The organism is Streptomyces sp. NPDC017943, from assembly GCF_044328425.1.
Lineage (GTDB): Bacteria > Actinomycetota > Actinomycetes > Streptomycetales > Streptomycetaceae > Streptomyces > Streptomyces djakartensis_A.
The window spans coordinates 859,266-884,977 of the sequence record NZ_JBIRHH010000002.1 but is presented as its reverse complement, the minus strand read 5'-3'; the positions used below and the strand labels follow the sequence as shown (position 1 = coordinate 884,977).

The following is a 25,712-nucleotide window of genomic DNA, read 5'->3' as shown; positions in this document are numbered from 1 at the left end:
CCCCATGCTGATCGCCATCGCCCTCTACGAGGGCTTCACTGCCCTCGACGCCGTGGGCCCATACGAGACCCTCGGCCGTCTGCCCGACGCGCGGACGGTGTTCGTGGCCGAGGAGGCCGGCCCCGTGCGCAACGACTGCGGCAGCCTCGCCCTCGTCGCCGACCGGACCCTGGCCGACGTGCCGCACCCCGACATCGTCGTCGTCCCCGGCGGCCCCGGCCCGCTCCCGCTCGCGGCGGACGGGCCCCTGGCCGGCTGGCTGCGCACCGCGGACGCCACCAGCACCTGGACGACGTCCGTGTGCACCGGCTCCCTGCTGCTGGCCGCCGCCGGGCTGCTGCGGGGCCGCCGCGCGACCTCCCACTGGCTGGCCCTGGACGAGCTGCGCCGGCACGGCGCCGAGCCTACGGGGGGACGGGTCGTCACCGACGGCAAGTACGTCACCGCGGCCGGCGTCTCCGCCGGCATCGACATGGGCCTGACGCTCCTGGGCCGGATCGCCGGCGACGACCACGCCCGGATCGTCCAGCTGGCCACCGAGTACGACCCGCAGCCGCCCTACGACGCCGGATCACCCGAGAAGGCCCCGGCCCACCTGGTCGACCTGGTCCGCGCCCACTCCGGCGTCATCCTGACGTAGGCACGTCCCAGCCGAAGCGCGGCTGTCTGTGCTCCAGGAACGCGGCGACGCCCTCCGCGGCGTCGCCGCTGCCGCGCGCCTGCACTGCCCAGTGGCCGTCCCGGTCCGTGCGTCCGTCGGCGAACTCCTTGGCGGCCGCCTGGGTCAGCTGGGAACGGGACACCAGGACGCGGGTGAACTCCGTCGCGCGCTTGCCGAGTTCGTCCTCCGGCAGCACCTCGTCGACCAGCCCGGTGCGCAGCGCCCGCCCCGCGTCGATCAGCTCCCCGGAGAACAGCAGGTACTTGGCGGTGGCCGGTCCCACCAGGGACGCCAGCCGCCGGGTCGAGGAGGCCGGGTAGACGATGCCGAGCTTCGCGGGCGTCACCCCGAACAGCGCGCCCTCCTCGGCGAAGCGCAGGTCGCAGGCCGCCGCGAGCTGTGCGCCGCCACCCACGCAGTACCCCCGGATCACCGCCAGGGTCGGTTTGGGGAAGGCGGCCAGCGCCTCCTCGGCCCGCACGGCCAGCCCCTGCGCCTCCTCCGGCGAACCCCGCAGTGTCGATATGTCGGCACCGGCGCAGAACGTCCGGCCCTCGCCGGTCAGCACCAGCGCCCGTACGGCCGGGTCGCCCGCGAGGCCGTCCAGCAGCGGTGGCAGGGCCCGCCACATCGCGGCGGTCATGGCGTTGCGCTTCTCGGGGTGGCGGATGACGACCGTCGCGACCGCGTCGGTCACGGCGTGGTCCAGCTGGGGCTCCATGCGCCGGATGCTATCCGCACGCCAAACCCGTACAACCCGAATAGTTCGCCGAGACGGCACAACCAGGGCAGAACCAGTCCCACAACTGACCGTGTCATACGCCAACGGTCAGAAACGCTCGATAGTTGCTGACTTGTGTTCAGCCCCGAGGTGGTGGGCGCATCGTTCCCAACACTCGACGTGTGGCGACAATCGAGCGCGAGGGTGGCGACCGGACGATGGACGACGACGGGCGCGGATCCGGCCGGCGCCCCGAGGGCGCGGCGCCCCTCGGTCCGGGGTCCGCGGATCCGCTGCCGTACGAAGGGGTCTGGAGGTTCACCGCGCCCGCGGTGGAGGCCTCCGTCCCGCAGGCCCGGCACGCCGTGCGGGACCTGCTGCTGCGCCAGGGCGTACCGGTCCCGGACGACCTGGCCCAAGGGCTGCTGCTGATCGTCTCCGAACTGGTGACGAACGCCGTGAAGCACGCGGCGGTGCTGTCGCCGACGATCGCCGTCGAGGTGGCCGTCGGGGCGCAGTGGCTGCGCCTGTCCGTGGAGGACAACCACCCCTACCGGCCCACGGCCCTGGAGACCGACCACGGCCGCACCGGTGGGCGCGGGCTCCTCCTGGTGCGGGAGATCACCCGCGAGGCCGGCGGTGTCTGCGAGGTCGAGTACATCGCGAGCGGCGGCAAGGTGATCTGGGCCGCCCTGCCGCTCGCACCCGCCCGGCTGCCCTAGGGCAGCGCACCGGACGAACGGGTCACCAGCCGGCCGAGGCGCCCGTCAGCTCCCTGACCGCGGGCCGGGCCGCGTCCAGCACGGTCATGAACCAGGCGGAGAACGGGTCCTTGGCGTGCCGCTCGGCCAGTTCCGGCGGGGTCACGAAGACCGTCGACGCCACCTCCTGCGGGTCGGGCCGCAGCACGGCCTGCACCATGCCGACGAAGAGGTGGTTGTACTCCTGCTCCACCAGCCCCGACTCCGGGTCCGGGTGGTTGTAGCGGACCGTGCCCGCCTCGGCCAGCAGCGAGGGGGACGCGCCGAGCTCCTCGAACGTGCGCCGCGCCGCCGCCGCGAAGGGCGCCTCGCCGGGGTAGGGGTGGCCGCAGCACGTGTTGGACCACACACCGGGGGAGTGGTACTTGCCCAGCGCCCGCTGCTGGAGCAGCAGCCGGCCGTACTCGTCGAAGAGGAACACGGAGAACGCGCGGTGCAGCTGCCCGGGCGGCTGGTGGGCCGCGAGCTTCTCCGCGGTGCCGATCGTCACGCCGTCCTCGTCGACGAGTTCCAGCAAAATCGCGTCTGCGGTGCCGTTCGACGGGCTGTGCGTCGCGGTGGCAGGTGTGATCGGCATACCCATCCTTCACATCGGTCTTCGCGCCCCAAGTCTGCCGTACGAATCCGGCACTCCCGGCACTTCGCTGCCCGCCCGCATGTCCCGGGCGGGCGACATCGAGCGCGGACGGCGCCGCCCGGGGCACCGGACGAGGGACCCGGAAGGGGATCGTGCCCGGCCCGGCGGGCCGAAAATCGTCCCCGGCGGGTGCTCCGGGAGTCAGGGCGCCTGCGCGCGCCGCAGGGCTGCGTCGCCCGGCGCGCGCGGAGCGCGATGCGCCCCACCGGCCACGGCCGCCCCGGGGGCCCGGGGCGTCAGTGGCACAGGCGCGCCTCGTGCTCGGCGTGCCCGCTCGGCTCCAGCTGGAAGGTGCAGTGCTCCACGTCGAAGTGGTCGCCGAGGCAGCCCTGCAACTCGTGGAGCATCTTCTCGTGCCCTATCGCGTTCAGCGTCTCGGTGCTGACCACCACGTGCGCCGACAGCACCGGCATGCCGGAGGTGATCGTCCACGCGTGCAGGTCGTGCACGTCCTCGACCCCGTCCGTCGCCAGGATGTGGGCCCGTACCTCGGCCATGTCGACGCCCTTGGGCGCCGCCTCCAGCAGCACGTCGAGCGTCTCGCGCAGCAGCTTCCACGTCCGGGGCACGATCATCAGTGCGATGACCAGCGAGGCGATCGGGTCGGCGGCCTGCCAGCCGGTGGCCATGATGACCAGGGACGACACGATGACCGTGACCGACCCCAGGGCGTCCGCCGCCACCTCCAGGAACGCGCCCCGCACGTTCAGGCTCTCCTTCTGTCCGCGCATCAGCAGCGACAGCGAGACCAGGTTCGCGACCAGGCCGATCGCGCCGAACACCAGAGCGATGCGGCCCTCGGTGCCGGCCGGGGTGATGAACCGCTGCACCGACTCGTACACGACGTAACCGCCGACCCCGAGCAGCAGCAGGCAGTTGGCCAGGGCCGCCAGGATCTCGGCGCGCGCGTAGCCGAAGGTGGCCCGGTCGCTCGGCGGGCGGCTCGCGAAGTGGATGGCGAGCAGGGCCATGGCCAGGCCCAGCGCGTCCGTCGCCATGTGCGCCGAGTCGGCCACCAGGGCCAGCGAGTCGGCCAGGACACCGCCGACGATCTGGACGACGACGATGCCGAGCGTGATCGCCAGCGCCATCCGCAGCCTGCCGCGGTACGCCGAGGTCGCCGTACCGCCGGCCGCGCCGTGCGCGTGCCCGTGATCGTGCCCAGCCCCCATGAAGAGTCACCCTCCCGCGTCCGCCTGATCCTGCTCGGGCACCCCAGTCAACTACGGGGAGGGGGTATGGGCAACGCGGCACTGAACACCGTTGTCATCTGCTCTGACCTGCGGAAACGATCCGCAGGTCAGAGCGGATGCGCCAGCCGGGCGCCGTGACCGCCGAACGCCGCGGCGGTCAGGAGCCGTGGTGCAGCCGCCAGCCCTCCCACGCCGACGCGGCCATCTCGCGCACCCCGCGGCGCGCCGTCCAGCCCAGTTCCCCGGCCGCCCGGGCCGCCGAGGCGACCGCCCGCGGGGCGTCCCCGGGGCGCCGCCCCTCGACCACCGGGGGCCGCCGGTCGCCGGTGACCTCGCCGATGACCGTGATCAGCTCGCGGACCGAGACGCCCTCCCCGCGGCCGATGTTGACCGTCAGGTCGTCCGCGGCGCCGCCCTCGGCGAGCCGCCGGGCCGCCGCGAGATGGGCCTCGGCCAGGTCGGCGACATGGATGTAGTCCCGCACGCAGGTGCCGTCCGGGGTCGGGTAGTCGTCGCCGAAGATCCTCGGGGCCTCGTCGCGCGTCAGCCGGTCGAAGACCATCGGGACGATGTTGAACACCCCCGTGTCGGCCAGCTCGGGCGCGGCGGCGCCCGCCACGTTGAAGTACCGCAGGCACACCGTGGAGATCCCGTGCGCCCGGCCCGCCGCCCGCACCAGCCACTCCCCGGCGAGCTTGGTCTCGCCGTAGGGGTTCACCGGCGCGCAGGGGGTGTCCTCCGTGATGAGGTCCACGCCCGGGTCGCCGTAGACCGCCGCCGACGACGAGAACACGAACCGCCCGATCCCCGCCCCGGCCACCGCGTCCAGCAGGGTCGCCAGGCCCCCCACGTTCTCCCGGTAGTACCGCGTGGGCTGCGCCACCGACTCGGCGACCTGCTTGCGCGCCGCGAGGTGCACCACACCCGTCACGCCGTGCTCGGCGAGGACCCGCTCCAGCAGCTCCCTGTCGAACGAGGACCCCCGCACGAGCGGGACGCCGGACGGCAGGCGCGCGGGCACCCCGGCGGACAGGTCGTCCAGGGCGACGACGCGCTCCCCGGCCTCCGTCATGGCCCTGGCCACATGGGCCCCGATGTAGCCGGCCCCGCCGGTGATCAGCCAAGTCATGGTCGTCCACCCTATGCCGCCCCGCCCGGCCCCCGCGCAATGTCCCCGATGTCCGGTCTGCGGGGCGCGGTTTGTGGGGCGGGCCCCGGATCCACCAAGATGATCGCGGCAGGAGCTCGGGCGAACTGCGTCGATCGGGCCGCCCAACGGGCGGTGAACACGGCCTTCCGGCCATCCGATAGCCTCTGCCGACATGCCGCCCCGGGACTCACCGGCGCGGCCGCCCCCATCATGTACAGCACCGGTGCGGAGCGCCGGTCCCAGGGAGTGAATTCGGTTGTCGACCGCCATCCTCACCGGGCAGCCGGTCCCCGGATCGTCGATCGAGGGCGACCTGCGGTCCCTCGGCTTCGACGTCCGGGTCGCCGGCGACGCCGTCGAGGCCGAGACACTCCTCGCCGAGGTCCCGGGCGACGAGCGGGTCGCCCTGGTCGACGCCCGGTTCGTGGGTCACGTGCACGCCCTGCGGCTCGGCCTGACCGACCCCCGCTTCCCGCTGGCCGCCATCCCGGGAGCCGTCACCGCCCGGCCCGCCGGGCGCCAGGCCCTGACCCGGGCGATGGCCCGGGAGAACTCCGCCGGCGGCGGCACCACCCTGGTCGACAGCCTCGCCGACCGCGTCCTGAGCGCGCTGGACGCCGACGGCGCCGAGGTCCACCGCCCCGAGCTGGGCACCCTCGTCGCCGCCGTCCCGGCCGACCCGCAGGCCCGCAACGAGGCCCGGCAGGCCGTCGCGGACGTCGACGACGAGACCGTACGCCTGAAGTCGGCCGTGAAGGCCCGCGACGGCTTCTTCACCACCTTCTGCATCAGCCCGTACTCCCGCTACCTCGCGCGCTGGTGCGCCCGGCGCGGCCTGACCCCGAACCAGGTCACCACCGCCTCCCTGCTCACCGCGCTCATAGCGGCGGCCTGCGCGGCCACCGGCACCCGCGGCGGCTTCGTCGCCGCCGGCGTGCTGCTCATCGCGTCGTTCGTGCTGGACTGCACCGACGGCCAGCTCGCCCGCTACTCCCTGCAGTACTCCACCCTCGGCGCCTGGCTCGACGCCACCTTCGACCGGGCCAAGGAATACGCCTACTACGCCGGCCTCGCCCTGGGCGCCGCCCGCGGCGGCGACGACGTCTGGGCCCTGGCCCTGGGCGCCATGGTCCTGCAGACCTGCCGGCACGTCGTGGACTTCTCCTTCAACGAGGCGAACCACGATGCCACCGCCAACACCAGCCCCACCGCCGCCCTGTCCGACAAGCTCGACAGCGTCGGCTGGACGGTCTGGGTCCGCCGCATGATCGTCCTGCCCATCGGGGAGCGCTGGGCGATGATCGCGGTGCTCACGGCCGTGGCGACCCCCCGCATCACCTTCTACGTGCTGCTCGTCGGCTGCGCCTTCGCCGCGGCCTACACCACCGCGGGCCGGGTGCTGCGCTCCCTGACCCGCCGGGCGCAGCGCACCGACCGCGCGGCTCGGGCCCTGGCCGACCTCGCCGACAGCGGGCCCCTCGCCGAATCCCTCGCGCGGGTGCTGCGCAGGCTGCCGGCCAGGCCGCCGCTCGGCGCCCGGTTCCTGGTCGCCCTGCCCGGCGCCGCCCTGCTGGTGCTCGCGGCGGCCCTGGAGCCGTACGGCAGCGCGCTGCCCGTGGCCGCCGCGGTCCTGTACGCCCTCACCTCCGCCGCGGCCGTCGCCCTGCCCCTCAAGGGCGCCCTCGACTGGCTCGTCCCGCCGCTGCTGCGGGCCGCGGAGTACGGAACCGTCCTCGCCCTCGCCGCCAAGGCGGACGTGAACGGGGCCCTTCCTGCGGCTTTCGGGCTGGTGGCGGCGGTCGCCTACCATCACTACGACACGGTGTACCGCATCCGCGGCAACGCCGGAGCGCCCCCCGCCTGGCTGGTGCGCTCCCTGGGTGGGCACGAGGGGCGGACGCTGGTCGTCACCGTCCTCGCCGCGCTGCTCACCGCCCCACAGTTCACCGTCGCGCTCACGGCCCTCGCCGTGGCCGTGGCCCTTGTGGTGCTCGTCGAGAGCATCCGCTTCTGGGTCGCCGCCCACCAGGTCGGCGCACCCGCCGTACACGATGAAGGAGAACCCGCATGATCGGCCTCGTGCTGGCCGCCGGCGCCGGACGGCGTCTGCGCCCCTACACCGACAGACTTCCCAAGGCGCTGGTACCGGTGGGGCAGGCGGGCGAAGAGGACGGGCCCACGGTTCTCGACCTCACCCTCGGCAACTTCGCCGAGATCGGCCTGACCGAGGTCGCCGTCATCGTCGGCTACCGCAAGGAGGCCGTGTACGCGCGCAAGGAGGCGCTGGAGGCGAAGTACGGCCTCAAGCTCACCCTGATCGACAACGACAAGGCCGAGGAGTGGAACAACGCCTACTCCCTGTGGTGCGGCCGTGACGCCCTCAAGGACGGCGTGATCCTCGCCAACGGCGACACCGTCCACCCGGTCTCCGTCGAGAAGACGCTGCTCGCCGCCCGCGGCGAGGGCAAGAAGATCATCCTCGCCCTGGACACGGTCAAGGACCTGGCCGACGAGGAGATGAAGGTCGTCGTCGACCCCGAGAAGGGCATGACGAAGATCACCAAGCTGATGGACCCCGCCGAGGCCACCGGCGAGTACATCGGCGTCACCCTTATCGAGGGCGACGCGGCCGCCGAGCTCGCCGACGCGCTGAAGACCGTCTGGGAGGCCGACCCGCAGCAGTTCTACGAGCACGGCTACCAGGAGCTCGTGAACCGCGGCTTCCGCATCGACGTGGCGCCGATCGGCGACGTCAAGTGGGTGGAGATCGACAACCACGACGACCTCGCCCGCGGACGGGAGATCGCGTGCCAGTACTGACCCGGCTGATCCCCTCCCCGCTCGTCGTCGACATCCGCCCGGGTGCCCTCGACGATCTGGCGTGCGTGCTCGCCGACGAGCGCATCTCGCACTCCGGCCGCCTCGCCGTCGCCGTCAGCGGCGGCTCCGGCGCCCGGCTGCGCGAGCGCATCGCGCCGAGCATGCCCGGTGCCACCTGGTACGAGGTCGGCGGCGGCACCCTCGACGACGCCGTCCGGCTGGCCGGCGACATGAAGAGCGGCCGCTACGACGCCGTGGTCGGCCTCGGCGGCGGCAAGATCATCGACTGCGCCAAGTTCGCCGCGGCGCGCGTCGGCCTGCCCCTGGTCGCCGTGCCCACGAACCTCGCGCACGACGGTCTGTGCTCGCCGGTCGCCACCCTCGACAACGACGCGGGCCGCGGCTCCTACGGTGTGCCGAACCCGATCGCGGTCGTCATCGACCTGGACGTCATCCGCGAGGCCCCGGTCCGCTTCGTGCGCGCCGGCATCGGTGACGCCATCTCCAACGTCAACGCGATCGCCGACTGGGAGCTGGCCAACCGCGTCAAGGGCGAGAAGATCGACGGACTCGCCGCCGCCATGGCCCGCCAGGCGGGCGAGGCGGTGCTCCGGCACCCGGCCGGGGTCGGCGACAACGGCTTCCTCCAGGTGCTCGCCGAAGCGCTCGTCCTCACCGGTGTCGCCATGTCGATCTCCGGTGACTCGCGGCCGGCCTCGGGGTCGTGCCACGAGATCAACCACGCCTTCGACCTGCTCTTCCCCCAGCGGGCCGCCGCCCACGGCGAGCAGTGCGGTCTCGGTGCGGCCTTCGCGATGTGGCTGCGGGGAGCGCACGAGGAGTCGGCGTACATGGCCGAGGTGCTGCGCCGGCACGGGCTGCCCGTGCTGCCGGACGAGATCGGCTTCACGACGGACGAGTTCGTCAAGGCCGTCGAGTTCGCCCCCGAGACCCGGCCGGGCCGCTACACCATCCTCGAACACCTCGACCTGAACACCGAACAGATCAAGGACGTCTACGCCGACTATGTCAAGGCCATCGGTAGCTGAACTCCGCCCCGTCGTTCACCCCGCGGGGGTGAAGGACCGGCGCAGCGGTGAGCACTGGATGGGACGCCTCTACATGCGCGAGGTGTCCCTGCGGGTCGACCGCTACCTGGTGAACACCAGGGTCACGCCCAACCAGCTCACCTACCTGATGACCGTCTTCGGTGTGCTCGCGGCCCCGGCACTGCTCGTGCCGGGGATCCCGGGCGCCGTCCTCGGCGTGGTGTGCGTCCAGCTGTACCTGCTGCTGGACTGCGTCGACGGCGAGATCGCACGCTGGCGGAAGCAGTACTCCCTCAGCGGCGTCTACCTGGACCGCGTCGGCGCCTACCTCACCGACGCGGCGGTGCTCACCGGCTTCGGCCTGCGCGCCGCCGACCTGTGGGGCAGCGGCCGCATCGACTGGCTGTGGGCCTTCCTCGGCACCCTCGCCGCCCTGGGCGCCATCCTGATCAAGGCCGAGACCGACCTCGTCGGTGTCGCCCGGCACCAGGTCGGCAAGCCGCCGGTGCAGGAGACCGCCGCCGAGATGCGCTCCTCCGGCATGGCGCTGGCCCGCCGGGCCGCCGCCGCCCTGAAGTTCCACCGGCTGATCCTCGGCATTGAGGCGTCGCTGCTGATCTTGGTGCTGGCGATCGTCGACCAGATCCGCGGCGATCTGTTCCTCACCCGGCTCGGCGTCGCGGTGCTGGCCGGCATCGCCCTGGTGCAGACGCTGCTGCACCTGGTGTCCATCCTCGCCTCGAGCAGGCTGAAGTGAGTGCCATGAAGGTCGGGGCCGTCATCATCACCATGGGCAACCGCCCCGACGAGCTGCGCGCCCTGCTCGACTCCGTCGCCAAGCAGGACGGCGACCCGGTCGAGGTCGTCGTCGTCGGCAACGGCTCGCCCGTGCCGGACGTCCCCGAGGGCGTGCGCACCATCGAGCTGCCCGAGAACCTCGGCATCCCCGGCGGCCGCAACGTCGGCATCGAGGCCTTCGGCCCGGCCGGGCGCGACGTCGACATCCTGCTCTTCCTCGACGACGACGGGCTGCTCGCCCACCACGACACCGCAGAGCTGTGCCGCAAGGCGTTCGAGGCGGACCCGAAGCTCGGCATCGTCAGCTTCCGCATCGCCGACCCCGACACCGGCGTCACCCAGCGGCGGCACGTGCCCCGGCTGCGGGCCTCCGACCCGATGCGCTCCTCCCGGGTCACCACCTTCCTCGGCGGTGCCAACGCCGTCCGCACCCGCGTCCTCGCCGAGGTCGGCGGCCTCCCGGACGAGTTCTTCTACGCCCACGAGGAGACCGACCTGGCCTGGCGCGCCCTGGACGCCGGCTGGATGATCGACTACCGGTCCGACATGGTGCTGTACCACCCGACGACCGCGCCCTCGCGGCACGCGGTGTACCACCGCATGGTCGCCCGCAACCGCGTCTGGCTGGCCCGCCGCAACCTGCCCGCCCTCCTCGTCCCGGTGTACCTGGGCGTGTGGCTGCTGCTCACCCTGCTGCGCCGCCCCTCGGGCCCGGCCCTGCGGGCCTGGTTCGGCGGTTTCCGCGAGGGCTGGACCACCCCGTGCGGCCCCCGCCGTCCCATGAAGTGGCGTACGGTGTGGCGGCTGACCCGGCTGGGCCGGCCCCCGGTCATCTGACAGGCTCGGGTCCGGGACCACCCGGCGGCGCCCGGCGGGACCGTACCCTGGCCCCGGCCCGAGCAGGCCCGCACAGGCCGCCTCTATCGAAGACGAAAGTTTCCACTAGTGAGTGAGACAACGCACGACGCCACGGTCGCGGTCAGCGCGCCCGTGGCGCCCGACGAGGGCCTCACGGCGAAGGAGCTCGCCGCCAAGTACGGGCTGAGCGTGAGCGGCGCCCGGCCCTCGCTGCCGGAGTACGTGGCTCAGCTCTGGGACCGGCGGCACTTCATCCTCGCCTTCTCCCGGGCGAAGCTGACCGCCCAGTACAGCCAGGCCAAGCTCGGCCAGCTGTGGCAGGTGGCCACGCCGCTGCTGAACGCGGCCGTGTACTTCTTCATCTTCGGTCTGCTGCTGGAGGCCGACCGCGGTCTGCCCCGCGAGGTCTACGTCCCGTTCCTCGTCACGGGCGTGTTCGTCTTCACCTTCACACAGAGCTCGGTCATGGCGGGCGTGCGCGCCATCTCCGGCAACCTCGGGCTGGTCCGCGCCCTGCACTTCCCGCGGGCGTCCCTGCCGATCTCCTTCGCGCTGCAGCAGCTCCAGCAGCTGCTGTTCTCGATGATCGTGCTGTTCGCCATCGTGATCGGCTTCGGCCACTACCCGGACCTGTCCTGGCTGCTGATCGTGCCGGCACTGGTCCTGCAGTTCTGCTTCAACACCGGCCTGGCGCTGATCATGGCCAGGGCGGGCGCCAAGACCCCGGACCTGGCGCAGCTCATGCCGTTCGTGATGCGGACCTGGATGTACGCGTCCGGCGTGATGTTCTCCATCCCGATCTTCCTGGCGGACAAGCCGTCCTGGATCGCGAACCTCCTGCAGTGGAACCCGGCCGCGGTCTACATGGACCTGGTGCGCTTCGCCCTGATCGACGACTACGGCGGGAAGTACCTGCCGGACCACGTGTGGGCGGTCGCGGGCGGCTGGGCGGTGCTGTTCGCCGTCGGCGGCTTCGTGTACTTCTGGAAGGCGGAGGAGAGGTACGGCCGTGGCTGAGCAGCGAGACGAGCGGATCCCCACCGTCATCGCGGACGATCTGCACATCGTCTACCGCGTGAACGGCGCCAAGTCCGGCAAGGGCAGTGCCACCGCCGCCCTCAGCCGCATCCTCAAGAAGGGCTCCGCCGACACGGAGCGGGGTGTGCGCAAGGTGCACGCCGTGCGCGGAGTCTCCTTCGTCGCCTACCGCGGCGAGGCCATCGGCCTGATCGGTTCCAACGGCTCCGGCAAGTCGACGCTGCTGCGTGCGATCGCCGGCCTGCTCCCCGCCGAGCGGGGCAAGGTGTACACCGACGGCCAGCCCTCGCTGCTCGGCGTCAACGCGGCCTTGATGAACGACCTCACCGGAGAACGCAACGTCATATTGGGCGGGCTCGCCATGGGGATGTCCCGCGAGGAGATCAAGGAGCGCTACCAGGACATCGTCGACTTCTCCGGCATCAACGAGAAGGGCGACTTCATCACTCTGCCGATGCGCACCTACTCCTCCGGCATGGCCGCCCGTCTCCGCTTCTCCATCGCCGCGGCCAAGGACCACGACGTCCTGATGATCGACGAGGCGCTCGCCACCGGTGACCGCAAGTTCCAGAAGCGCTCCGAGAACCGCATCCGCGAGCTGCGCAAGGAAGCCGGCACGGTGTTCCTGGTCAGCCACAACAACAAGTCCATCCGCGACACCTGCGACCGCGTCCTGTGGCTGGAACGCGGCGAGCTGCGCATGGACGGCCCGACCGACGAGGTGCTCAAGGAGTACGAGAAGTTCACGGGCAAGTAGCGCGATCCGGCCAGGGCCCCTCCGGAACTGCTCCGGCGGGGCCCCGCGTCTGCAAAAGAAGCGTCAACTCCGGGCCCGGGCAGGAATCTTGGGGCTGATCGGTGCGTTCTCCCGGGGTGCGGGCCACCCTGACGAACCGTGTCGTGTGGGACAACGTAAGCTGTACCGGTCCCGAAACACGGCAATCAGGGCAATAATGCGCGACACCGCCCGTCGGACGACCGTGCGGACGGCCGGGCGGCGTGTCCGAAATAGTGTGTATTGGGTCGGCAGTGTAGAACGGGAGATGTGACGGCGATGGCTACGGAAACTCCCCAGCTCCACGCAGCACGTGCCGTCCCCGCACCGGGCAGCCGGCGGTGACGGGAACCGGCACGGCGCGCACCCTCGACCCGGAGCGCGCCACCCTCGACAAGGCCGCGGGTGAGAACTTCCCCGTGGCCCCCTTCTTCCTGCCCCGGGCCTGGCGCACCGACCTCATGGCCGTCTACGGCTTCGCCCGTCTCGTCGACGACATCGGTGACGGCGACCTCGCCCCCGGCGGCGCCGACGCCCGGCTGCTCGGGGTGTCCCCGCAGGACGCCGACGACCGGCTGGTCCTGCTCGACGCCTTCGAGGCCGACCTGCGCAGGGTCTTCGACTCCACCCCCCGCCACCCCCTGCTGCGCCGGCTGCAGCCGACCGTGCGGCGGCGCGCCCTGACTCCCGAGCCGTTCCTCGGCCTGATCGCCGCCAACCGCCAGGACCAGCTGGTCGGCCGCTACGAGACCTACGACGACCTGCTCGCCTACTGCGAGCTGTCCGCCAACCCGGTCGGCCGTCTCGTCCTCGCCGTCACCGGCACCTCGACGCCCGAGCGGATCCGCCGCTCCGACATGATCTGCACCGCCCTGCAGATCGTCGAGCACCTCCAGGACGTGGCCGAGGACCTCGCCCGGGACCGCGTGTACCTGCCCGCCGCCGACCTGAAGCGCTTCCACGTCCAGGAGGAGGACCTCGCCGCGGCGAGCGCGGGGGCGTCGGTCCGGGCGCTGGTGGCGTACGAGGCGCAGCGCGCCCGCCACCTGCTGGACGAGGGCGCGCCCCTGGTGGGCAGCGTCCACGGCAGGCTGCGGCTGCTGCTCGCGGGCTTCGTGGCGGGGGGAAGGGCGGCGCTGAGGGCGGTCGCCGCCGCCGATTTCGACGTACTTCCCGGCCCGCCCAAGCCCGGCAAGCTCCAGGTGCTGCGTGAGGTGGGCTCGATCCTGCGAGGAGAGGGGTGATCCGGACCGTGGAATCCGAACCGCACACGTCCGCGCCGGTACTCGCCGCCTACAGCTACTGCGAGGCCGTCACCGGGCGGCAGGCCCGCAACTTCGCCTACGGCATCCGCCTGCTGCCGACGCCCCAGCGCCGTGCCATGTCGGCGCTCTACGCGTTCTCGCGACGCGTCGACGACATTGGCGACGGCCCGCTCACGGGCGAGGTCAAGGTGGCCCGGCTGGAGGAGACGCGGGCGCTGCTCGCCCGGATCCGCGAGGGCGGGGTGGGCGAGGACGACACCGACCCGGTCGCCGTGGCCCTCACGCACGCCGCCTCCCACTTCCCGATCCCGCTGGGCGGTCTGGACGAGCTCATCGACGGTGTCCAGATGGACGTCCGGGGCGAGACGTACGAGACCTGGGACGACCTGAAGGTCTACTGCCGTTGTGTGGCGGGGGCCATCGGGCGGCTCTCGCTCGGGGTGTTCGGCACCGAACCGGGGGCTCGCGGCGTCGACCGCGCGCCCGAGTACGCCGACACGCTCGGCCTCGCGCTCCAGCTCACCAACATCCTCCGTGACGTCCGGGAGGACGCCGAGGGCGGGCGCACCTACCTGCCCGCCGACGACCTCGCCAAGTTCGGTTGCTCCGCGGGCTTCAGCGGCCCCCGTCCGCCCGAGGGCTCGGACTTCGCGGGCCTCGTGCACTTCGAGGTGCGCCGGGCCCGCGCCCTGTTCGCCGAGGGCTACCGGCTGCTGCCCATGCTCGACCGGCGCAGCGGCGCCTGCGTCGCCGCCATGGCCGGCATCTACCGCCGCCTGCTGGACCGCATCGAGCGGGACCCGGAGGCGGTGCTGCGCGGCCGGGTGTCGCTGCCCGGCCGGGAGAAGGCGTACGTGGCCGTGCGCGGTCTGTCGGGTCTCGACGCCCGGCACGTTACGCGACGCGCCGTCAGGAGGCGGGTGTGAGCGACGAAGGAGCCGCCACCGAAGGAGAACGGCGGGCAACCCTCCGGCCCGGGGGCGCGTCCCTGACACAGACGGCCTCCCGCGCGGGCTTCGCGCGGCACGGCCGCCACGCGGGGGAGGGGGTGCGATGACCCACGGCACGCGGTCCCGGGGACCGGCCGCGGACGGACGGCACACCGTCGTGGTGGGCGGCGGGCTCGCCGGTGTCACCACCGCGCTCGCCCTCGCCGACGCCGGGGTGCGCGTCACCCTCCTGGAGGGCCGTCCCCGGCTGGGCGGCCTGGCGTTCTCCTTCCGGCGCGGCGACCTGACCGTCGACAACGGACAGCACGTCTACCTGCGCTGCTGCACCGCCTACCGGTGGTTCCTCGACCGCATCGAGGGTGCGGCCCTGGCCCCGCTCCAGCACCGGCTCGACGTACCGGTCCTGGACGCCGAACGCCCCGCGGGCCGGCGTCTGGGCAGACTGCGGCGCGACGCGCTGCCCGTGCCGCTGCACCTGGGCCGCAGCCTCGCCACCTATCCGCACCTGTCGCTCGCCGAACGCGCCAGGGTCGGCCGCGCCGCGCTCGCCCTGAAGAAGCTCGACCCGGCCGACCCGGCGCTGGACGCGCAGGACTTCGGCAGCTGGCTGGCCGCGCACGGCCAGTCCGCCCGCGCCGTCGAGGCCCTGTGGGACCTGGTCGGGGTCGCCACCCTCAACGCCGTCGCCGCGGACTCCTCCCTGGCGCTGGCCGCCATGGTGTTCCGGACCGGTCTGCTGTCCGACCCGGGCGCGGCCGACATCGGCTGGGCGAGCGTGCCGCTCGGCGATCTCCACGACGGGCTGGCCCGCAAGGCCCTCGACTCCGCGGGCGTGCGCACCGAGCTGCGCACCCGCGTCACCTCCGTCCGGGCGCAGCCGGACGGCCGCTGGCACGTCGAGGTCCCCGGCGAGACGCTCCACGCCGACGCGGTGGTGCTCGCCGTGCCGCAGCGCGAGGCGCACGGCCTGCTCCCCGACGGAGCCCTCGACGCCCCCGAGCGGCTGCTGCGGATGGGCACCGCGCCGATCCTCAACGTCCACGTCGTGTACGACCGCACGGTCCTCACCCGGCCCTTCTTCACCGCCCTGGGCAGTCCCGTGCAGTGGGTGTTCGACCGCACCGAGGCGTCCGGGCTGCGCGAGGGCCAGTACCTCGCCGTGTCCCAGTCGGCCGCCCAGGACGAGATCGACGCCCCCGTGGCGGTGCTGCGCGAGCGGTACCTGCCCGAGCTGGAGCGGCTGCTGCCCCGGGCCCGGGGCGCGCACGTGAGGGACTTCTTCGTCACCCGGGAGCGGACCGCCACGTTCGCTCCCACCCCCGGCGTCGGGCGCCTCAGGCCCGGTGCCCGCACCAAGGCACCCGGCCTGTACCTGGCCGGAGCGTGGACCGCCACCGGGTGGCCCGCGACCATGGAGAGTGCGGTCCGCAGCGGCGTGAGCGCGGCGGACGCCGTGCTGGGCGCCCTGGGCCGGCCCCGCCCGCAGCACCTCTTCGCGTTCGAGGAGGCGGCGTGATGCTCGCTCGGCACGACGCGGCAGGCGGCCCCCGTACCTCCGGCACCGCAACAAGAGGAGAGACTGTGCCCACTGTGCCCCCGGCCTCGAGGACCGCCGAGGCGGTGGACGTGACCGCGCTGCTGGAGCGCGGCCGGACCCTGGCCACTCCGGTACTGCGGGCGGCCGTCGACCGGCTGGCCCCTCCCATGGACACGGTTGCCGCCTACCACTTCGGCTGGATCGACGCCCAGGGCAGGCCCGCCGCGGGCGACGGCGGCAAGGCGGTGCGCCCCGCCCTGGCCGTGCTGTCCGCCGAGGTCATGTCCGCGGCCCCCGAGACGGGCGTCCCCGGCGCCGTCGCCGTGGAGCTCGTCCACAACTTCTCCCTCCTGCACGACGACCTCATGGACGGCGACGAGCAGCGCCGGCACCGGGACACGGTCTGGAAGGTGCACGGTCCCGCGCAGGCCATCCTGGTCGGCGACGCCCTGTTCGCCCTGGCCAACGAGATGCTCCTCGAACTCGGCACCGTCGAGGCCGGCCGCGCCACCCGCCGCCTGACCACCGCCACCCGCGCCCTGATCGACGGCCAGGCCCAGGACATCTCCTACGAGCACCGCGACCGGGTCAGCGTCGAGGAGTGCTTGGAGATGGAGGGCAACAAGACCGGTGCCCTGCTCGCCTGCGCCAGCTCCATCGGCGCGGTCCTCGGCGGGGCCGACGACCGCACCGCCGACACGCTGGAGAAGTACGGCTACCACCTCGGCCTGGCCTTCCAGGCCGTCGACGACCTCCTCGGCATCTGGGGCGACCCGGACGCCACGGGGAAGCAGACCTGGAGCGACCTGCGCCAGCGCAAGAAGTCGCTGCCCGTGGTGGCCGCGCTCGCGGCGGGCGGTCCCGCCTCCGAGCGGCTCGGCGAACTGCTCGCCGCCGACGCCAAGGCCAGCGACTTCGAGAACTTCTCCGAGGAGGAGTTCGCGGCCCGCGCCGCCCTGATCGAAGAGGCCGGCGGCCGCGAGTGGACCGCATGCGAGGCACGCCGCCAGCACACCATCGCCATCGAGGCCCTCGACGCCGTCGACATGCCCGACCGGGTGCGGGAGCAGTTCACGGCGCTCGCGGACTTCGTCGTCGTACGGAAGAGATGATCACCATCGGCCGAATAACCCTCGCGTAGTCGCCGGCCGGTGCCGCGAGCAGCACCCGGACACCGGCCGACGGCGGACCCACAGCAGATGCACACCTTGCAGGACTGCACGAAGGGGAAGCCATGACAGCGACGACCGACGGAAGCTTCGGGGCCCTGCCACCCCGCGCCGCCGCGGCCAGCGACACCGACACGCACACCCCCGGGGCGGCCGGGGTACCGCAGGCCGCCGCACGCGCCGCCCGGCGCGCCACCGACCACCTGCTCTCCCGCCAGGACCCCCAGGGCTGGTGGAAGGGCGACCTCGAGACCAACGTCACGATGGACGCCGAGGATCTGCTGCTGCGTCAGTTCCTCGGCATCCGCGACGACAGGACCACCCAGGCCGCCGCCCTGTTCATCCGCGGCGAGCAGCGCGAGGACGGCACCTGGTCCACCTTCCACGGCGGGCCGGGCGAACTCTCCGCCACCGTCGAGGCCTACGTCGCGCTCCGCCTCGCCGGTGACGCGCCCGACGCCCCCCACATGGCGAAGGCCGCCGCCTGGGTCCGCGCCCAGGGCGGCATCGCCGCGGCCCGGGTCTTCACCCGGATCTGGCTGGCCCTGTTCGGCTGGTGGAAGTGGGAGGAGCTGCCCGAACTCCCGCCGGAGCTCATCTTCCTCCCCACCTGGGTGCCGCTCAACATCTACGACTTCGGCTGCTGGGCCCGGCAGACCATCGTCCCGCTGACCGTGGTCTCCGCGAAGCGGCCGGTGCGCCCCGCGCCCTTCCCGCTCGACGAGCTGCACACCGACCCGGAGCGCCCGAACCCGCGCAAGCCCCTCGCCCCGCCGCTGAGTTGGGACGGGGCCTTCCAGCGCATGGACAAGGGCCTGCACGCCCTGCGCAAGGTCGTGCCCGGAAGACTGCGCCGGGCGGCCCTGAACAGCGCCGCCCGCTGGATCGTCGAACGGCAGGAGAACGACGGCTGCTGGGGCGGCATCCAGCCCCCGGCCATGTACTCGATCATCGCCCTGCATCTGCTCGGCTACGACCTTCAGCACCCGGTGATGCGGGAGGGGCTCGCCTCGCTGGACCGGTTCGCCGTGTGGCGCGAGGACGGGGCCCGCATGATCGAGGCGTGCCAGTCGCCGGTGTGGGACACCTGCCTGGCCGCCATCGCGCTGGTGGACGCCGGACTGCCCCCGGACCACCCGCAGTTGGTGAAGGCGGCCGACTGGATGCTGGGCGAGGAGATCGTCCGGCCCGGTGACTGGTCCGTGCGCCGGCCCCATCTTCCGCCCGGCGGCTGGGCGTTCGAGTTCCACAACGACAACTACCCCGACATCGACGACACCGCCGAGGTGATCCTCGCCCTGCGCCGGATCGCCCACCACGACCCCCGGCGGCTGGACCGGGCCGTCGGGCGCGGGGTGCGCTGGACACTCGGCATGCAGTCGAGGAACGGCGCGTGGGGAGCCTTCGACGCGGACAACACCAGCCCGTTCCCCAACCGGCTGCCGTTCTGCGACTTCGGCGAGGTCGTCGACCCGCCCTCCGCCGACGTCACCGCGCACGTCGTGGAGATGCTCGCCGTCGAGGGGCTGGCCCACGACCCGCGCACCCGGCGCGGCGTGGAGTGGCTGCTGGCCGAACAGGAGCCCGACGGCTCGTGGTTCGGGCGCTGGGGCGTCAACTACGTCTACGGCACCGGGTCGGTCGTCCCCGCCCTGGTCGCCGCCGGTCTGCCCGCCGCGCACCCGGCGATCCGGCGCGCCGTGGGATGGCTGGAGTCGGTGCAGAACGACGACGGCGGCTGGGGCGAGGACCTGCGCTCCTACCGGGACCCCGCGCGGTGGAGCGGCCGGGGCGCCTCGACCGCCTCCCAGACCGCGTGGGCGCTGATGGCGCTGCTGGCGGCGGGGGAGCGCGACTCCCGCGCCGTGGAACGCGGCATCGAGTGGCTCGCCGCCACCCAGCGGGAGGACGGCTCCTGGGACGAGCCGCACTTCACGGGGACGGGCTTCCCGTGGGACTTCTCGATCAACTACCACCTCTACCGGCAGGTGTTCCCGCTCACCGCACTCGGCCGCTACCTCCACGGAGAGCCCTTCGCGGACCGGCTGCGGGTGAGCGGCTCGGCGGGGGAGGCCGGCGACTACCGGCTCGCCGGGGCCGAGGCCGACTGATGAGCACGCGGACCGGCCCGGCCCCGCTGCTGATCGCCTGCGCGCTCGGCATCGAGCAGTTCGCCCTGCGCGCGGGCGGCCGCGGCGGGGCCGGCGGACCGGTCACCGTGCTGCGGACCGGGATGGGGCCGGCGGCGGCCGAGCGGGCCGTCACACGGATGCTCGCCGATCCGGCCCTGGGCGGTGCCGCCGTCCTCGCCACCGGCTTCTGCGCCGGGCTCGCGCCCGGGATGCACCCGGGCGACCTCGTCGTCGCCGAGGAGACCCGCGACCCGCGCGCCACGACGGCCTGCGTCGGGACCGACCTGCTGGTGAAGGCCCTGGTCCGCGCGGTACCCGGACGGACCGTGCACACCGGCCCGCTCACCGGGTCCGACCACGTCGTGCGCGGCCCCGAGCGCTCGGCCCTGCGCGCCACCGGAGCCATCGCCGCCGACATGGAGTCCGCCGCCACGCTCCTGAGCGCCGTGCGCGAGGGCGAGCGCCCGGTTGCGGCCGTCCGGGTGGTCGTGGACGCTCCAGAACATGAACTCGTCCGGATCGGCACGGTGCGCGGTGGAATATCAGCTTTCCGTGTTCTTCGTTCGGTCCTTCCCGCTTTCTTCGAATGGCACCGTTCCTTGCTGCTCCCCAGGAGGTGAGCCAGATGGCCATGCCGCTCCGACAGTCCATCAAGGTCGCTACGTACTTGGCTGAACAGAAGCTGCGCCGCAGGGACAAGTTCCCGCTGATCGTGGAGCTGGAGCCGCTGTTCGCCTGCAACCTCAAGTGCGAGGGATGCGGCAAGATCCAGCACCCCGCCGGGGTGCTGAAGCAGCGGATGCCGGTCGCCCAGGCCGTGGGCGCCGTCATGGAGTCCGGTGCCCCCATGGTGTCCATCGCCGGCGGCGAGCCGCTGATGCACCCGCAGATCGACGAGATCGTGCGTCAGCTGGTGGCCAAACGGAAGTACGTGTTCCTGTGCACCAACGCCATGCTGCTGCGCAAGAAGATGGACAAGTTCACGCCGTCGCCCTACTTCGCCTTCGCGGTGCACATCGACGGGCTGCGCGAGCGGCACGACGAGTCCGTGGCCAAGGAAGGCGTGTTCGACGAGGCCGTGGAGGCGATCAAGGAGGCCAAGCGGCGCGGCTTCCGGGTCACCACCAACTCCACCTTCTTCAACACCGACACCCCGCAGACGATCATCGAGGTGCTGAACTTCCTCAACGACGACCTCGAGGTCGACGAGATGATGATCTCGCCCGCCTACGCCTACGAGAAGGCCCCCGACCAGGAGCACTTCCTCGGCGTCGAGCAGACCCGCGAGCTGTTCAAGAAGGCCTTCTCGGGCGGCAACCGGCGGCGCTGGCGGCTCAACCACTCCCCGCTCTTCCTGGACTTCCTGGAGGGCAAGGTCGACTTCCCCTGCACGGCGTGGGCGATCCCGAACTACTCGCTCTTCGGCTGGCAGCGCCCCTGCTACCTGATGAGCGACGGGTACGTGCCGACGTACCGCGAGCTCGTCGAGGACACCGACTGGGACAAGTACGGCCGCGGCAAGGACCCGCGCTGCGCCAACTGCATGGCGCACTGCGGCTACGAGCCCACGGCCGTCCTGGCCACCATGGGCTCGCTCAAGGAGTCGCTGCGCGCCATGCGCGAGACGGTCTCCGGGAACCGGGACTGAGGACGTGACCACCGTCCCGCTGGGCATGCCCGGGGTGCCGGTGCGCCCGGTCGCGCCCCGGCGCGCCTCGCGCACCGTCCACGTCGGCCCGGTGGCCGTGGGCGGCGACGCCCCGGTGTCGGTGCAGTCGATGACGACGACCCGCACCTCGGACGTCGGCGCCACACTCCAGCAGATCGCCGAGCTCACCGCCGCCGGCTGCCAGATCGTCCGGGTCGCCTGCCCCACGCAGGACGACGCGGACGCCCTGGCGGTCATCGCCCGCAAGTCGCAGATCCCGGTGATCGCGGACATCCACTTCCAGCCCAAGTACGTCTTCGCGGCCATCGAGGCCGGCTGCGCGGCCGTACGCGTCAACCCCGGCAACATCAAGCAGTTCGACGACAAGGTCAAGGAGATCGCCCGGGCCGCCCGCGACCACGGCACCCCGATCCGCATCGGCGTCAACGCCGGGTCGCTCGACCGGCGGCTGCTGCGGAAGCACGGCAGGGCGACCCCCGAGGCGCTCGTGGAGAGCGCCCTGTGGGAGGCGTCCCTGTTCGAGGAGCACGGCTTCCGCGACCTGAAGATCTCCGTCAAGCACAACGACCCGGTCGTGATGATCGAGGCGTACCGCCAGCTCGCCGGGAGCTGTGACCATCCGCTGCACCTGGGAGTGACCGAGGCGGGACCGGCGTTCCAGGGCACGATCAAGTCGGCCGTGGCCTTCGGGGCGCTGCTGTCCCAGGGGATCGGCGACACCATCCGGGTGTCGCTGTCCGCGCCGCCCGCCGAGGAGGTCAAGGTCGGCATCCAGATCCTGCAGTCCCTCGGGCTGCGGGAACGCCGGCTGGAGATCGTCTCCTGCCCCTCCTGCGGACGCGCCCAGGTCGACGTGTACAAGCTGGCCGAAGAGGTCACCGCCGGGCTGGAGGGCATGGAGGTGCCGCTGCGCGTCGCCGTCATGGGGTGCGTGGTCAACGGGCCCGGCGAGGCCCGGGAGGCCGATCTGGGCGTGGCCTCCGGCAACGGGAAGGGGCAGATCTTCGTCAAGGGGCAGGTCGTCCGGACCGTGCCCGAGTCGAGGATCGTCGAGACGCTGATCGACGAGGCGATGAGACTCGCCGAGCAGCTGGAGCAGGACGGCGTGGGGCCGGGGGAGCCTGCCGTCACCGTGAGCTGAGCAGCACGGAAACCGAAGGGGGCCCGTAAGTGACGATCCTGGAGAGCATCCGCGGACCACGCGACCTGAAGGCGCTGTCCGAGGCGGAGTTGAGCGCACTGTCCGCGGAGATCCGGGAGTTCCTGGTGCACGCGGTCGCCAGGACCGGGGGCCACCTGGGCCCCAACCTGGGCGTGGTGGAGCTGACCCTGGCCCTGCACCGGGTCTTCGCGTCGCCGGCCGACCGCATCCTGTGGGACACCGGCCACCAGGCGTACGTGCACAAGCTGGTCACCGGCCGGCAGGACTTCTCCAAGCTGCGCGGCAAGGGCGGCCTGTCCGGCTACCCCTCGCGGGAGGAGTCCGAGCACGACGTCATCGAGAACAGCCACGCCTCCACCGCCCTCGGCTGGGCCGACGGGCTCGCCAAGGCACGCGAGGTGCGGGGCGGGAAGGGCCACGTCGTCGCGGTCGTCGGCGACGGGGCGCTCACCGGCGGCATGGCCTGGGAGGCCCTCAACAACATCGCGGCCGCCCGGAACCGGCCGCTGATCATCGTGGTCAACGACAACGAGCGCTCCTACGCCCCGACCATCGGCGGGCTCGCCGACCACCTCGCCACTCTGCGCACCACCGACGGCTACGAGCGGGTCCTGGCCTGGGGCAAGGACGTGCTCCAGGGCACGCCCCTGGTGGGCGGCACCCTCTACGAGGCCCTGCACGGTGCGAAGAAGGGCTTCAAGGACGCCTTCGCCCCGCAGGGCCTGTTCGAGGACCTGGGCCTGAAGTACGTCGGCCCGATCGACGGCCACGACATCGGGGCCGTGGAGTCCGCGCTGCGGCGCGCGAAGCGCTTCCACGGGCCGGTGCTCGTGCACTGCCTCACGGAGAAGGGCCGGGGCTTCGAGCCCGCCCTCGCCCACGAGGAGGACCACTTCCACACCGTCGGCGTCATGGACCCGCTCACCTGCGCCCCGTTGGCGCCGGCGGGCGGCCCCTCCTGGACGTCCGTGTTCGGCGAGGAGATCGTGCGGATCGGCGAGGAGCGACAGGACGTGGTGGCGATCACCGCCGCCATGCTGCACCCGGTCGGCCTCGGCGCGTTCGCCGCGCGGTTCCCGGAGCGGGTGTGGGACGTCGGCATCGCCGAGCAGCACGCGGCCGTCTCGGCTGCGGGCCTGGCGACGGGGGGACTGCACCCGGTCGTCGCCGTCTACGCCACGTTCCTCAACCGCGCCTTCGACCAGCTGCTGATGGACGTGGCCCTGCACCGCTGCGGGGTGACCTTCGTCCTGGACCGGGCCGGGGTCACCGGCGTCGACGGGGCCTCGCACAACGGCATGTGGGACCTGTCCGTCCTGCAGGTCGTGCCCGGACTGCGCATCGCCGCGCCCCGGGACGCCGACCAGCTGCGGGCCCAGCTGCGCGAGGCGGTCGCCGTGGACGACGCGCCGACCCTGGTCCGCTTCCCGAAGGAGTCGGTGGGGCCGCGCATCCCGGCGATCGACAGGGTGGGGGGAACCGACGTCCTGCACCGGGCGCCGGACCCGCGCGTGCTGCTGGTGGCGGTCGGTGTGATGGCGTCCGTCTGCCTGCGGGCCGCCGAGCTGCTCGAGGCCCGCGGCATCGGCTGCACCGTCGTCGACCCCCGCTGGGTGAAGCCCGTCGACCCCGCGCTGCCGGCCCTGGCCGCCGAGCACGACCTGGTCGCCGTCGTCGAGGACAACAGCCGGGCCGCCGGCGTGGGCTCGGCCGTGGCGCTGGCCCTCGGGGATGCGGAGGTCGACGTGCCCGTGCGGCGCTTCGGCATCCCGGAGCAGTTCCTCGCGCACGCCAAGCGCGGCGAGGTGCTGGCCGACATCGGCCTGACCCCCGTCGAGATCGCCGGACGGATCAGCGCGAGTCTGACCGTCAAGGAAGAGCAGTCCAAGGAGTCACAGGAATGACCACCGCCGAATCCGCGTCGGAGTCGTCGCAGGCCGGGGAGTTCGACCTCGGCGCGCTGCTGGCCGAGCGCGGGGCCGAGCGCTACGAGCTGCACACCCGGTACCTCAACCACCAGCTCCCGCGCATGCTGCACACCATCGGCTTCGACAAGGTCTACGAGCGCGCCGAGGGCGCCTACTTCTACGACGCGGACGGCAACGACTACCTGGACATGCTCGCCGGGTTCGGGGTGATGGGGCTCGGCCGCCACCACCCCGTCGTCCGCAAGGCGCTGCACGAGGTCCTCGACGCCTCTCTCGCCGACCTGACCCGCTTCGACTGCCAGCCGCTGCCCGGCCTGCTGGCCGAGAAGCTGCTGGCGCACAGCCCGCACCTGGACCGGGTGTTCTTCGGCAACAGCGGCACCGAGGCGGTCGAGGGGGCACTGAAGTTCGCCCGGTTCGTCACCGGCAGGCCCAGGGTCCTGTACTGCGCGCACGCCTTCCACGGCCTGACCACCGGCGCGCTGTCCGTCAACGGCGAGTCCGCCTTCCGCGACGGCTTCGCCCCGCTGCTGCCCGACACGGCCGTGCCGCTCGGCGACCTCGACGCGCTGGAGCGGGAGCTGGACAAGGGCGACGTCGCGGCCCTGATCGTCGAGCCGATCCAGGGCAAGGGCGTGCTGGAGGGCCCGCCCGGCTGGCTGCGGGCCGCGCAGGAGCTGCTCCACCGGCGCGGGGCCCTGCTCATCGCCGACGAGGTGCAGACGGGCCTCGGCCGTACCGGGGACTTCTACGGCTACCAGCACGAGGACGGCGTGGAACCGGACCTGGTGTGCGTGGCGAAGGCACTGTCGGGCGGCTACGTCCCCGTCGGCGCCACCCTCGGCAAGGAGTGGATCTTCAAGAAGGTCTACTCGTCCATGGACCGGGTTCTGGTCCACTCGGCGAGCTTCGGGTCCAACGCCCAGGCCATGGCGGCCGGCCTGGCGGTGCTGTCGGTGATGGAGAACGAGCAGATCGTCGCGGGCGTACGGGCCACCGGCGAGCTGCTCAGGTCCCGGCTCGCGGCGCTCACCGACCGCTACGAGATGCTCGCCGAGGTGCGCGGCCGGGGGCTGATGATCGGCATCGAGTTCGGCCGTCCGAAGTCGCTGAAGCTGCGCAGCCGCTGGGCCATGCTCCAGGCGGCGCGCAAGGGGCTGTTCGCGCAGATGGTCGTGGTGCCGCTGCTGCGGAAGCACCGGATCCTCACCCAGGTCTCCGGCGACCACATGGAGGTGATCAAGCTGATCCCGCCGCTGATCATCGGGGAGCGGGAGGTGGACCGGTTCGTCGAGGCGTTCACGGCCGTGATGGACGACGCCCACGACGGCGGACTGATGTGGGACTTCGGCAAGACCCTCGTCAAGCAGGCGGTCGCCAACCGCTGAATCCGGCCCGCTTTGCCTGAGAGGCAAGAAATTTGCCGCACAGGCAAACCT

Annotated in this window: 24 protein-coding genes; 20 read left to right on the top strand and 4 right to left on the bottom strand. The window is 72.6% G+C overall.

What is annotated here, in order from left to right; all coding sequences use genetic code 11:
* Nucleotides 1-4: 4 nt before the first annotated feature.
* On the top strand, nucleotides 5-640 hold the full coding sequence (locus ACH4C6_RS08965) for a DJ-1/PfpI family protein (protein ID WP_398107834.1): 636 nt from the start codon (nucleotides 5-7) through the stop codon (nucleotides 638-640).
* Here the strand turns inward: ACH4C6_RS08965 and ACH4C6_RS08960 are convergent.
* Nucleotides 627-1,382 (bottom strand): enoyl-CoA hydratase/isomerase family protein, encoded by a 756-nt coding sequence (locus tag ACH4C6_RS08960; RefSeq protein ID WP_398107833.1) that lies wholly within the window; start codon nucleotides 1,380-1,382, stop codon nucleotides 627-629. The genes ACH4C6_RS08965 and ACH4C6_RS08960 overlap by 14 nt on opposite strands.
* Nucleotides 1,383-1,600: 218 nt before the next feature.
* Between ACH4C6_RS08960 and ACH4C6_RS08955 the strand changes: the two genes are divergently transcribed.
* On the top strand, nucleotides 1,601-2,104 hold the full coding sequence (locus tag ACH4C6_RS08955; protein WP_398107944.1) for an ATP-binding protein: 504 nt from the start codon (nucleotides 1,601-1,603) through the stop codon (nucleotides 2,102-2,104).
* Nucleotides 2,105-2,126: 22 nt separating this feature from the next.
* Here ACH4C6_RS08955 and idi read toward each other — a convergent pair whose 3' ends face one another.
* From idi to galE, 3 genes are all read right to left on the bottom strand, one after another.
* Nucleotides 2,127-2,720 (bottom strand): isopentenyl-diphosphate Delta-isomerase, encoded by a 594-nt coding sequence (idi, locus tag ACH4C6_RS08950; protein ID WP_398107832.1) that lies wholly within the window; start codon nucleotides 2,718-2,720, stop codon nucleotides 2,127-2,129.
* A gap of 296 nt (nucleotides 2,721-3,016) precedes the next feature.
* A complete protein-coding gene (locus ACH4C6_RS08945) occupies nucleotides 3,017-3,952 on the bottom strand; it encodes a cation diffusion facilitator family transporter (protein ID WP_398107831.1) in 936 nt (311 codons plus the stop codon).
* Nucleotides 3,953-4,130: 178 nt separating this feature from the next.
* A complete protein-coding gene (galE, locus tag ACH4C6_RS08940; RefSeq protein ID WP_398107830.1) occupies nucleotides 4,131-5,102 on the bottom strand; it encodes a UDP-glucose 4-epimerase GalE in 972 nt (323 codons plus the stop codon).
* Nucleotides 5,103-5,379: 277 nt separating this feature from the next.
* Between galE and ACH4C6_RS08935 the strand changes: the two genes are divergently transcribed.
* From ACH4C6_RS08935 to ACH4C6_RS08850, 18 genes are all read left to right on the top strand, one after another.
* Nucleotides 5,380-7,194: a DUF5941 domain-containing protein gene (locus ACH4C6_RS08935; protein ID WP_398107829.1), complete on the top strand. Its 1,815-nt coding sequence runs from the start codon at nucleotides 5,380-5,382 to the stop codon at nucleotides 7,192-7,194.
* Nucleotides 7,191-7,943 carry a sugar phosphate nucleotidyltransferase gene (locus ACH4C6_RS08930; RefSeq protein ID WP_398107828.1) on the top strand — a complete coding sequence of 251 codons (753 nt, stop codon included), beginning with the start codon at nucleotides 7,191-7,193 and terminating at the stop codon, nucleotides 7,941-7,943. The genes ACH4C6_RS08935 and ACH4C6_RS08930 overlap by 4 nt, the downstream gene beginning before the upstream one ends.
* Nucleotides 7,931-8,992, top strand: a complete 1,062-nt coding sequence (locus ACH4C6_RS08925) for an iron-containing alcohol dehydrogenase family protein (RefSeq protein ID WP_398107827.1) — start codon at nucleotides 7,931-7,933, stop codon at nucleotides 8,990-8,992. The genes ACH4C6_RS08930 and ACH4C6_RS08925 overlap by 13 nt, the downstream gene beginning before the upstream one ends.
* Nucleotides 8,970-9,749, top strand: coding sequence for a CDP-alcohol phosphatidyltransferase family protein (locus ACH4C6_RS08920; protein WP_398107826.1), 780 nt, complete (start codon nucleotides 8,970-8,972; stop codon nucleotides 9,747-9,749). The genes ACH4C6_RS08925 and ACH4C6_RS08920 overlap by 23 nt, the downstream gene beginning before the upstream one ends.
* A 5-nt stretch (nucleotides 9,750-9,754) precedes the next feature.
* Nucleotides 9,755-10,627 carry a glycosyltransferase family 2 protein gene (locus ACH4C6_RS08915; RefSeq protein ID WP_398107943.1) on the top strand — a complete coding sequence of 291 codons (873 nt, stop codon included), beginning with the start codon at nucleotides 9,755-9,757 and terminating at the stop codon, nucleotides 10,625-10,627.
* Between the two features lie 108 nt (nucleotides 10,628-10,735).
* Nucleotides 10,736-11,665: an ABC transporter permease gene (locus ACH4C6_RS08910; RefSeq protein ID WP_398107825.1), complete on the top strand. Its 930-nt coding sequence runs from the start codon at nucleotides 10,736-10,738 to the stop codon at nucleotides 11,663-11,665.
* Nucleotides 11,658-12,443, top strand: a complete 786-nt coding sequence (locus tag ACH4C6_RS08905) for an ABC transporter ATP-binding protein (protein WP_398107824.1) — start codon at nucleotides 11,658-11,660, stop codon at nucleotides 12,441-12,443. Before ACH4C6_RS08910 ends, ACH4C6_RS08905 begins: the two co-directional genes overlap by 8 nt.
* 359 nt (nucleotides 12,444-12,802) lie before the next feature.
* Complete coding sequence (gene hpnC, locus ACH4C6_RS08900) at nucleotides 12,803-13,705, top strand: squalene synthase HpnC (protein WP_398107823.1); 903 nt, start codon at nucleotides 12,803-12,805, stop codon at nucleotides 13,703-13,705.
* Nucleotides 13,702-14,652, top strand: coding sequence for a presqualene diphosphate synthase HpnD (gene hpnD, locus ACH4C6_RS08895; protein WP_398107822.1), 951 nt, complete (start codon nucleotides 13,702-13,704; stop codon nucleotides 14,650-14,652). Before hpnC ends, hpnD begins: the two co-directional genes overlap by 4 nt.
* Entirely contained in the window at nucleotides 14,649-14,783 is a 135-nt protein-coding gene (locus tag ACH4C6_RS08890) for a DUF6380 family protein (RefSeq protein WP_398107821.1), read from the top strand. The genes hpnD and ACH4C6_RS08890 overlap by 4 nt, the downstream gene beginning before the upstream one ends.
* On the top strand, nucleotides 14,780-16,192 hold the full coding sequence (hpnE, locus tag ACH4C6_RS08885; protein ID WP_398107820.1) for a hydroxysqualene dehydroxylase HpnE: 1,413 nt from the start codon (nucleotides 14,780-14,782) through the stop codon (nucleotides 16,190-16,192). Before ACH4C6_RS08890 ends, hpnE begins: the two co-directional genes overlap by 4 nt.
* A gap of 65 nt (nucleotides 16,193-16,257) precedes the next feature.
* Nucleotides 16,258-17,325 carry a polyprenyl synthetase family protein gene (locus ACH4C6_RS08880; protein ID WP_398107819.1) on the top strand — a complete coding sequence of 356 codons (1,068 nt, stop codon included), beginning with the start codon at nucleotides 16,258-16,260 and terminating at the stop codon, nucleotides 17,323-17,325.
* Between the two features lie 122 nt (nucleotides 17,326-17,447).
* The gene (gene shc, locus ACH4C6_RS08875; RefSeq protein WP_398107818.1) at nucleotides 17,448-19,493 is read left to right on the top strand and encodes a squalene--hopene cyclase; all 2,046 of its coding nucleotides are present in this window, start codon (nucleotides 17,448-17,450) and stop codon (nucleotides 19,491-19,493) included.
* Nucleotides 19,493-20,134, top strand: coding sequence for a 1-hydroxy-2-methyl-2-butenyl 4-diphosphate reductase (locus ACH4C6_RS08870; RefSeq protein WP_398107817.1), 642 nt, complete (start codon nucleotides 19,493-19,495; stop codon nucleotides 20,132-20,134). The genes shc and ACH4C6_RS08870 overlap by 1 nt, the downstream gene beginning before the upstream one ends.
* A 5-nt stretch (nucleotides 20,135-20,139) precedes the next feature.
* The gene (hpnH, locus tag ACH4C6_RS08865) at nucleotides 20,140-21,162 is read left to right on the top strand and encodes an adenosyl-hopene transferase HpnH (RefSeq protein ID WP_398107816.1); all 1,023 of its coding nucleotides are present in this window, start codon (nucleotides 20,140-20,142) and stop codon (nucleotides 21,160-21,162) included.
* Nucleotides 21,163-21,166: 4 nt separating this feature from the next.
* The gene (gene ispG / locus ACH4C6_RS08860) at nucleotides 21,167-22,324 is read left to right on the top strand and encodes a flavodoxin-dependent (E)-4-hydroxy-3-methylbut-2-enyl-diphosphate synthase (RefSeq protein WP_398107815.1); all 1,158 of its coding nucleotides are present in this window, start codon (nucleotides 21,167-21,169) and stop codon (nucleotides 22,322-22,324) included.
* Nucleotides 22,325-22,353: 29 nt separating this feature from the next.
* Nucleotides 22,354-24,249, top strand: a complete 1,896-nt coding sequence (gene dxs, locus ACH4C6_RS08855) for a 1-deoxy-D-xylulose-5-phosphate synthase (RefSeq protein WP_398107814.1) — start codon at nucleotides 22,354-22,356, stop codon at nucleotides 24,247-24,249.
* Nucleotides 24,246-25,661, top strand: coding sequence for an aspartate aminotransferase family protein (locus tag ACH4C6_RS08850; protein ID WP_398107813.1), 1,416 nt, complete (start codon nucleotides 24,246-24,248; stop codon nucleotides 25,659-25,661). Before dxs ends, ACH4C6_RS08850 begins: the two co-directional genes overlap by 4 nt.
* The last annotated feature ends 51 nt before the right edge of the window (nucleotides 25,662-25,712 follow it).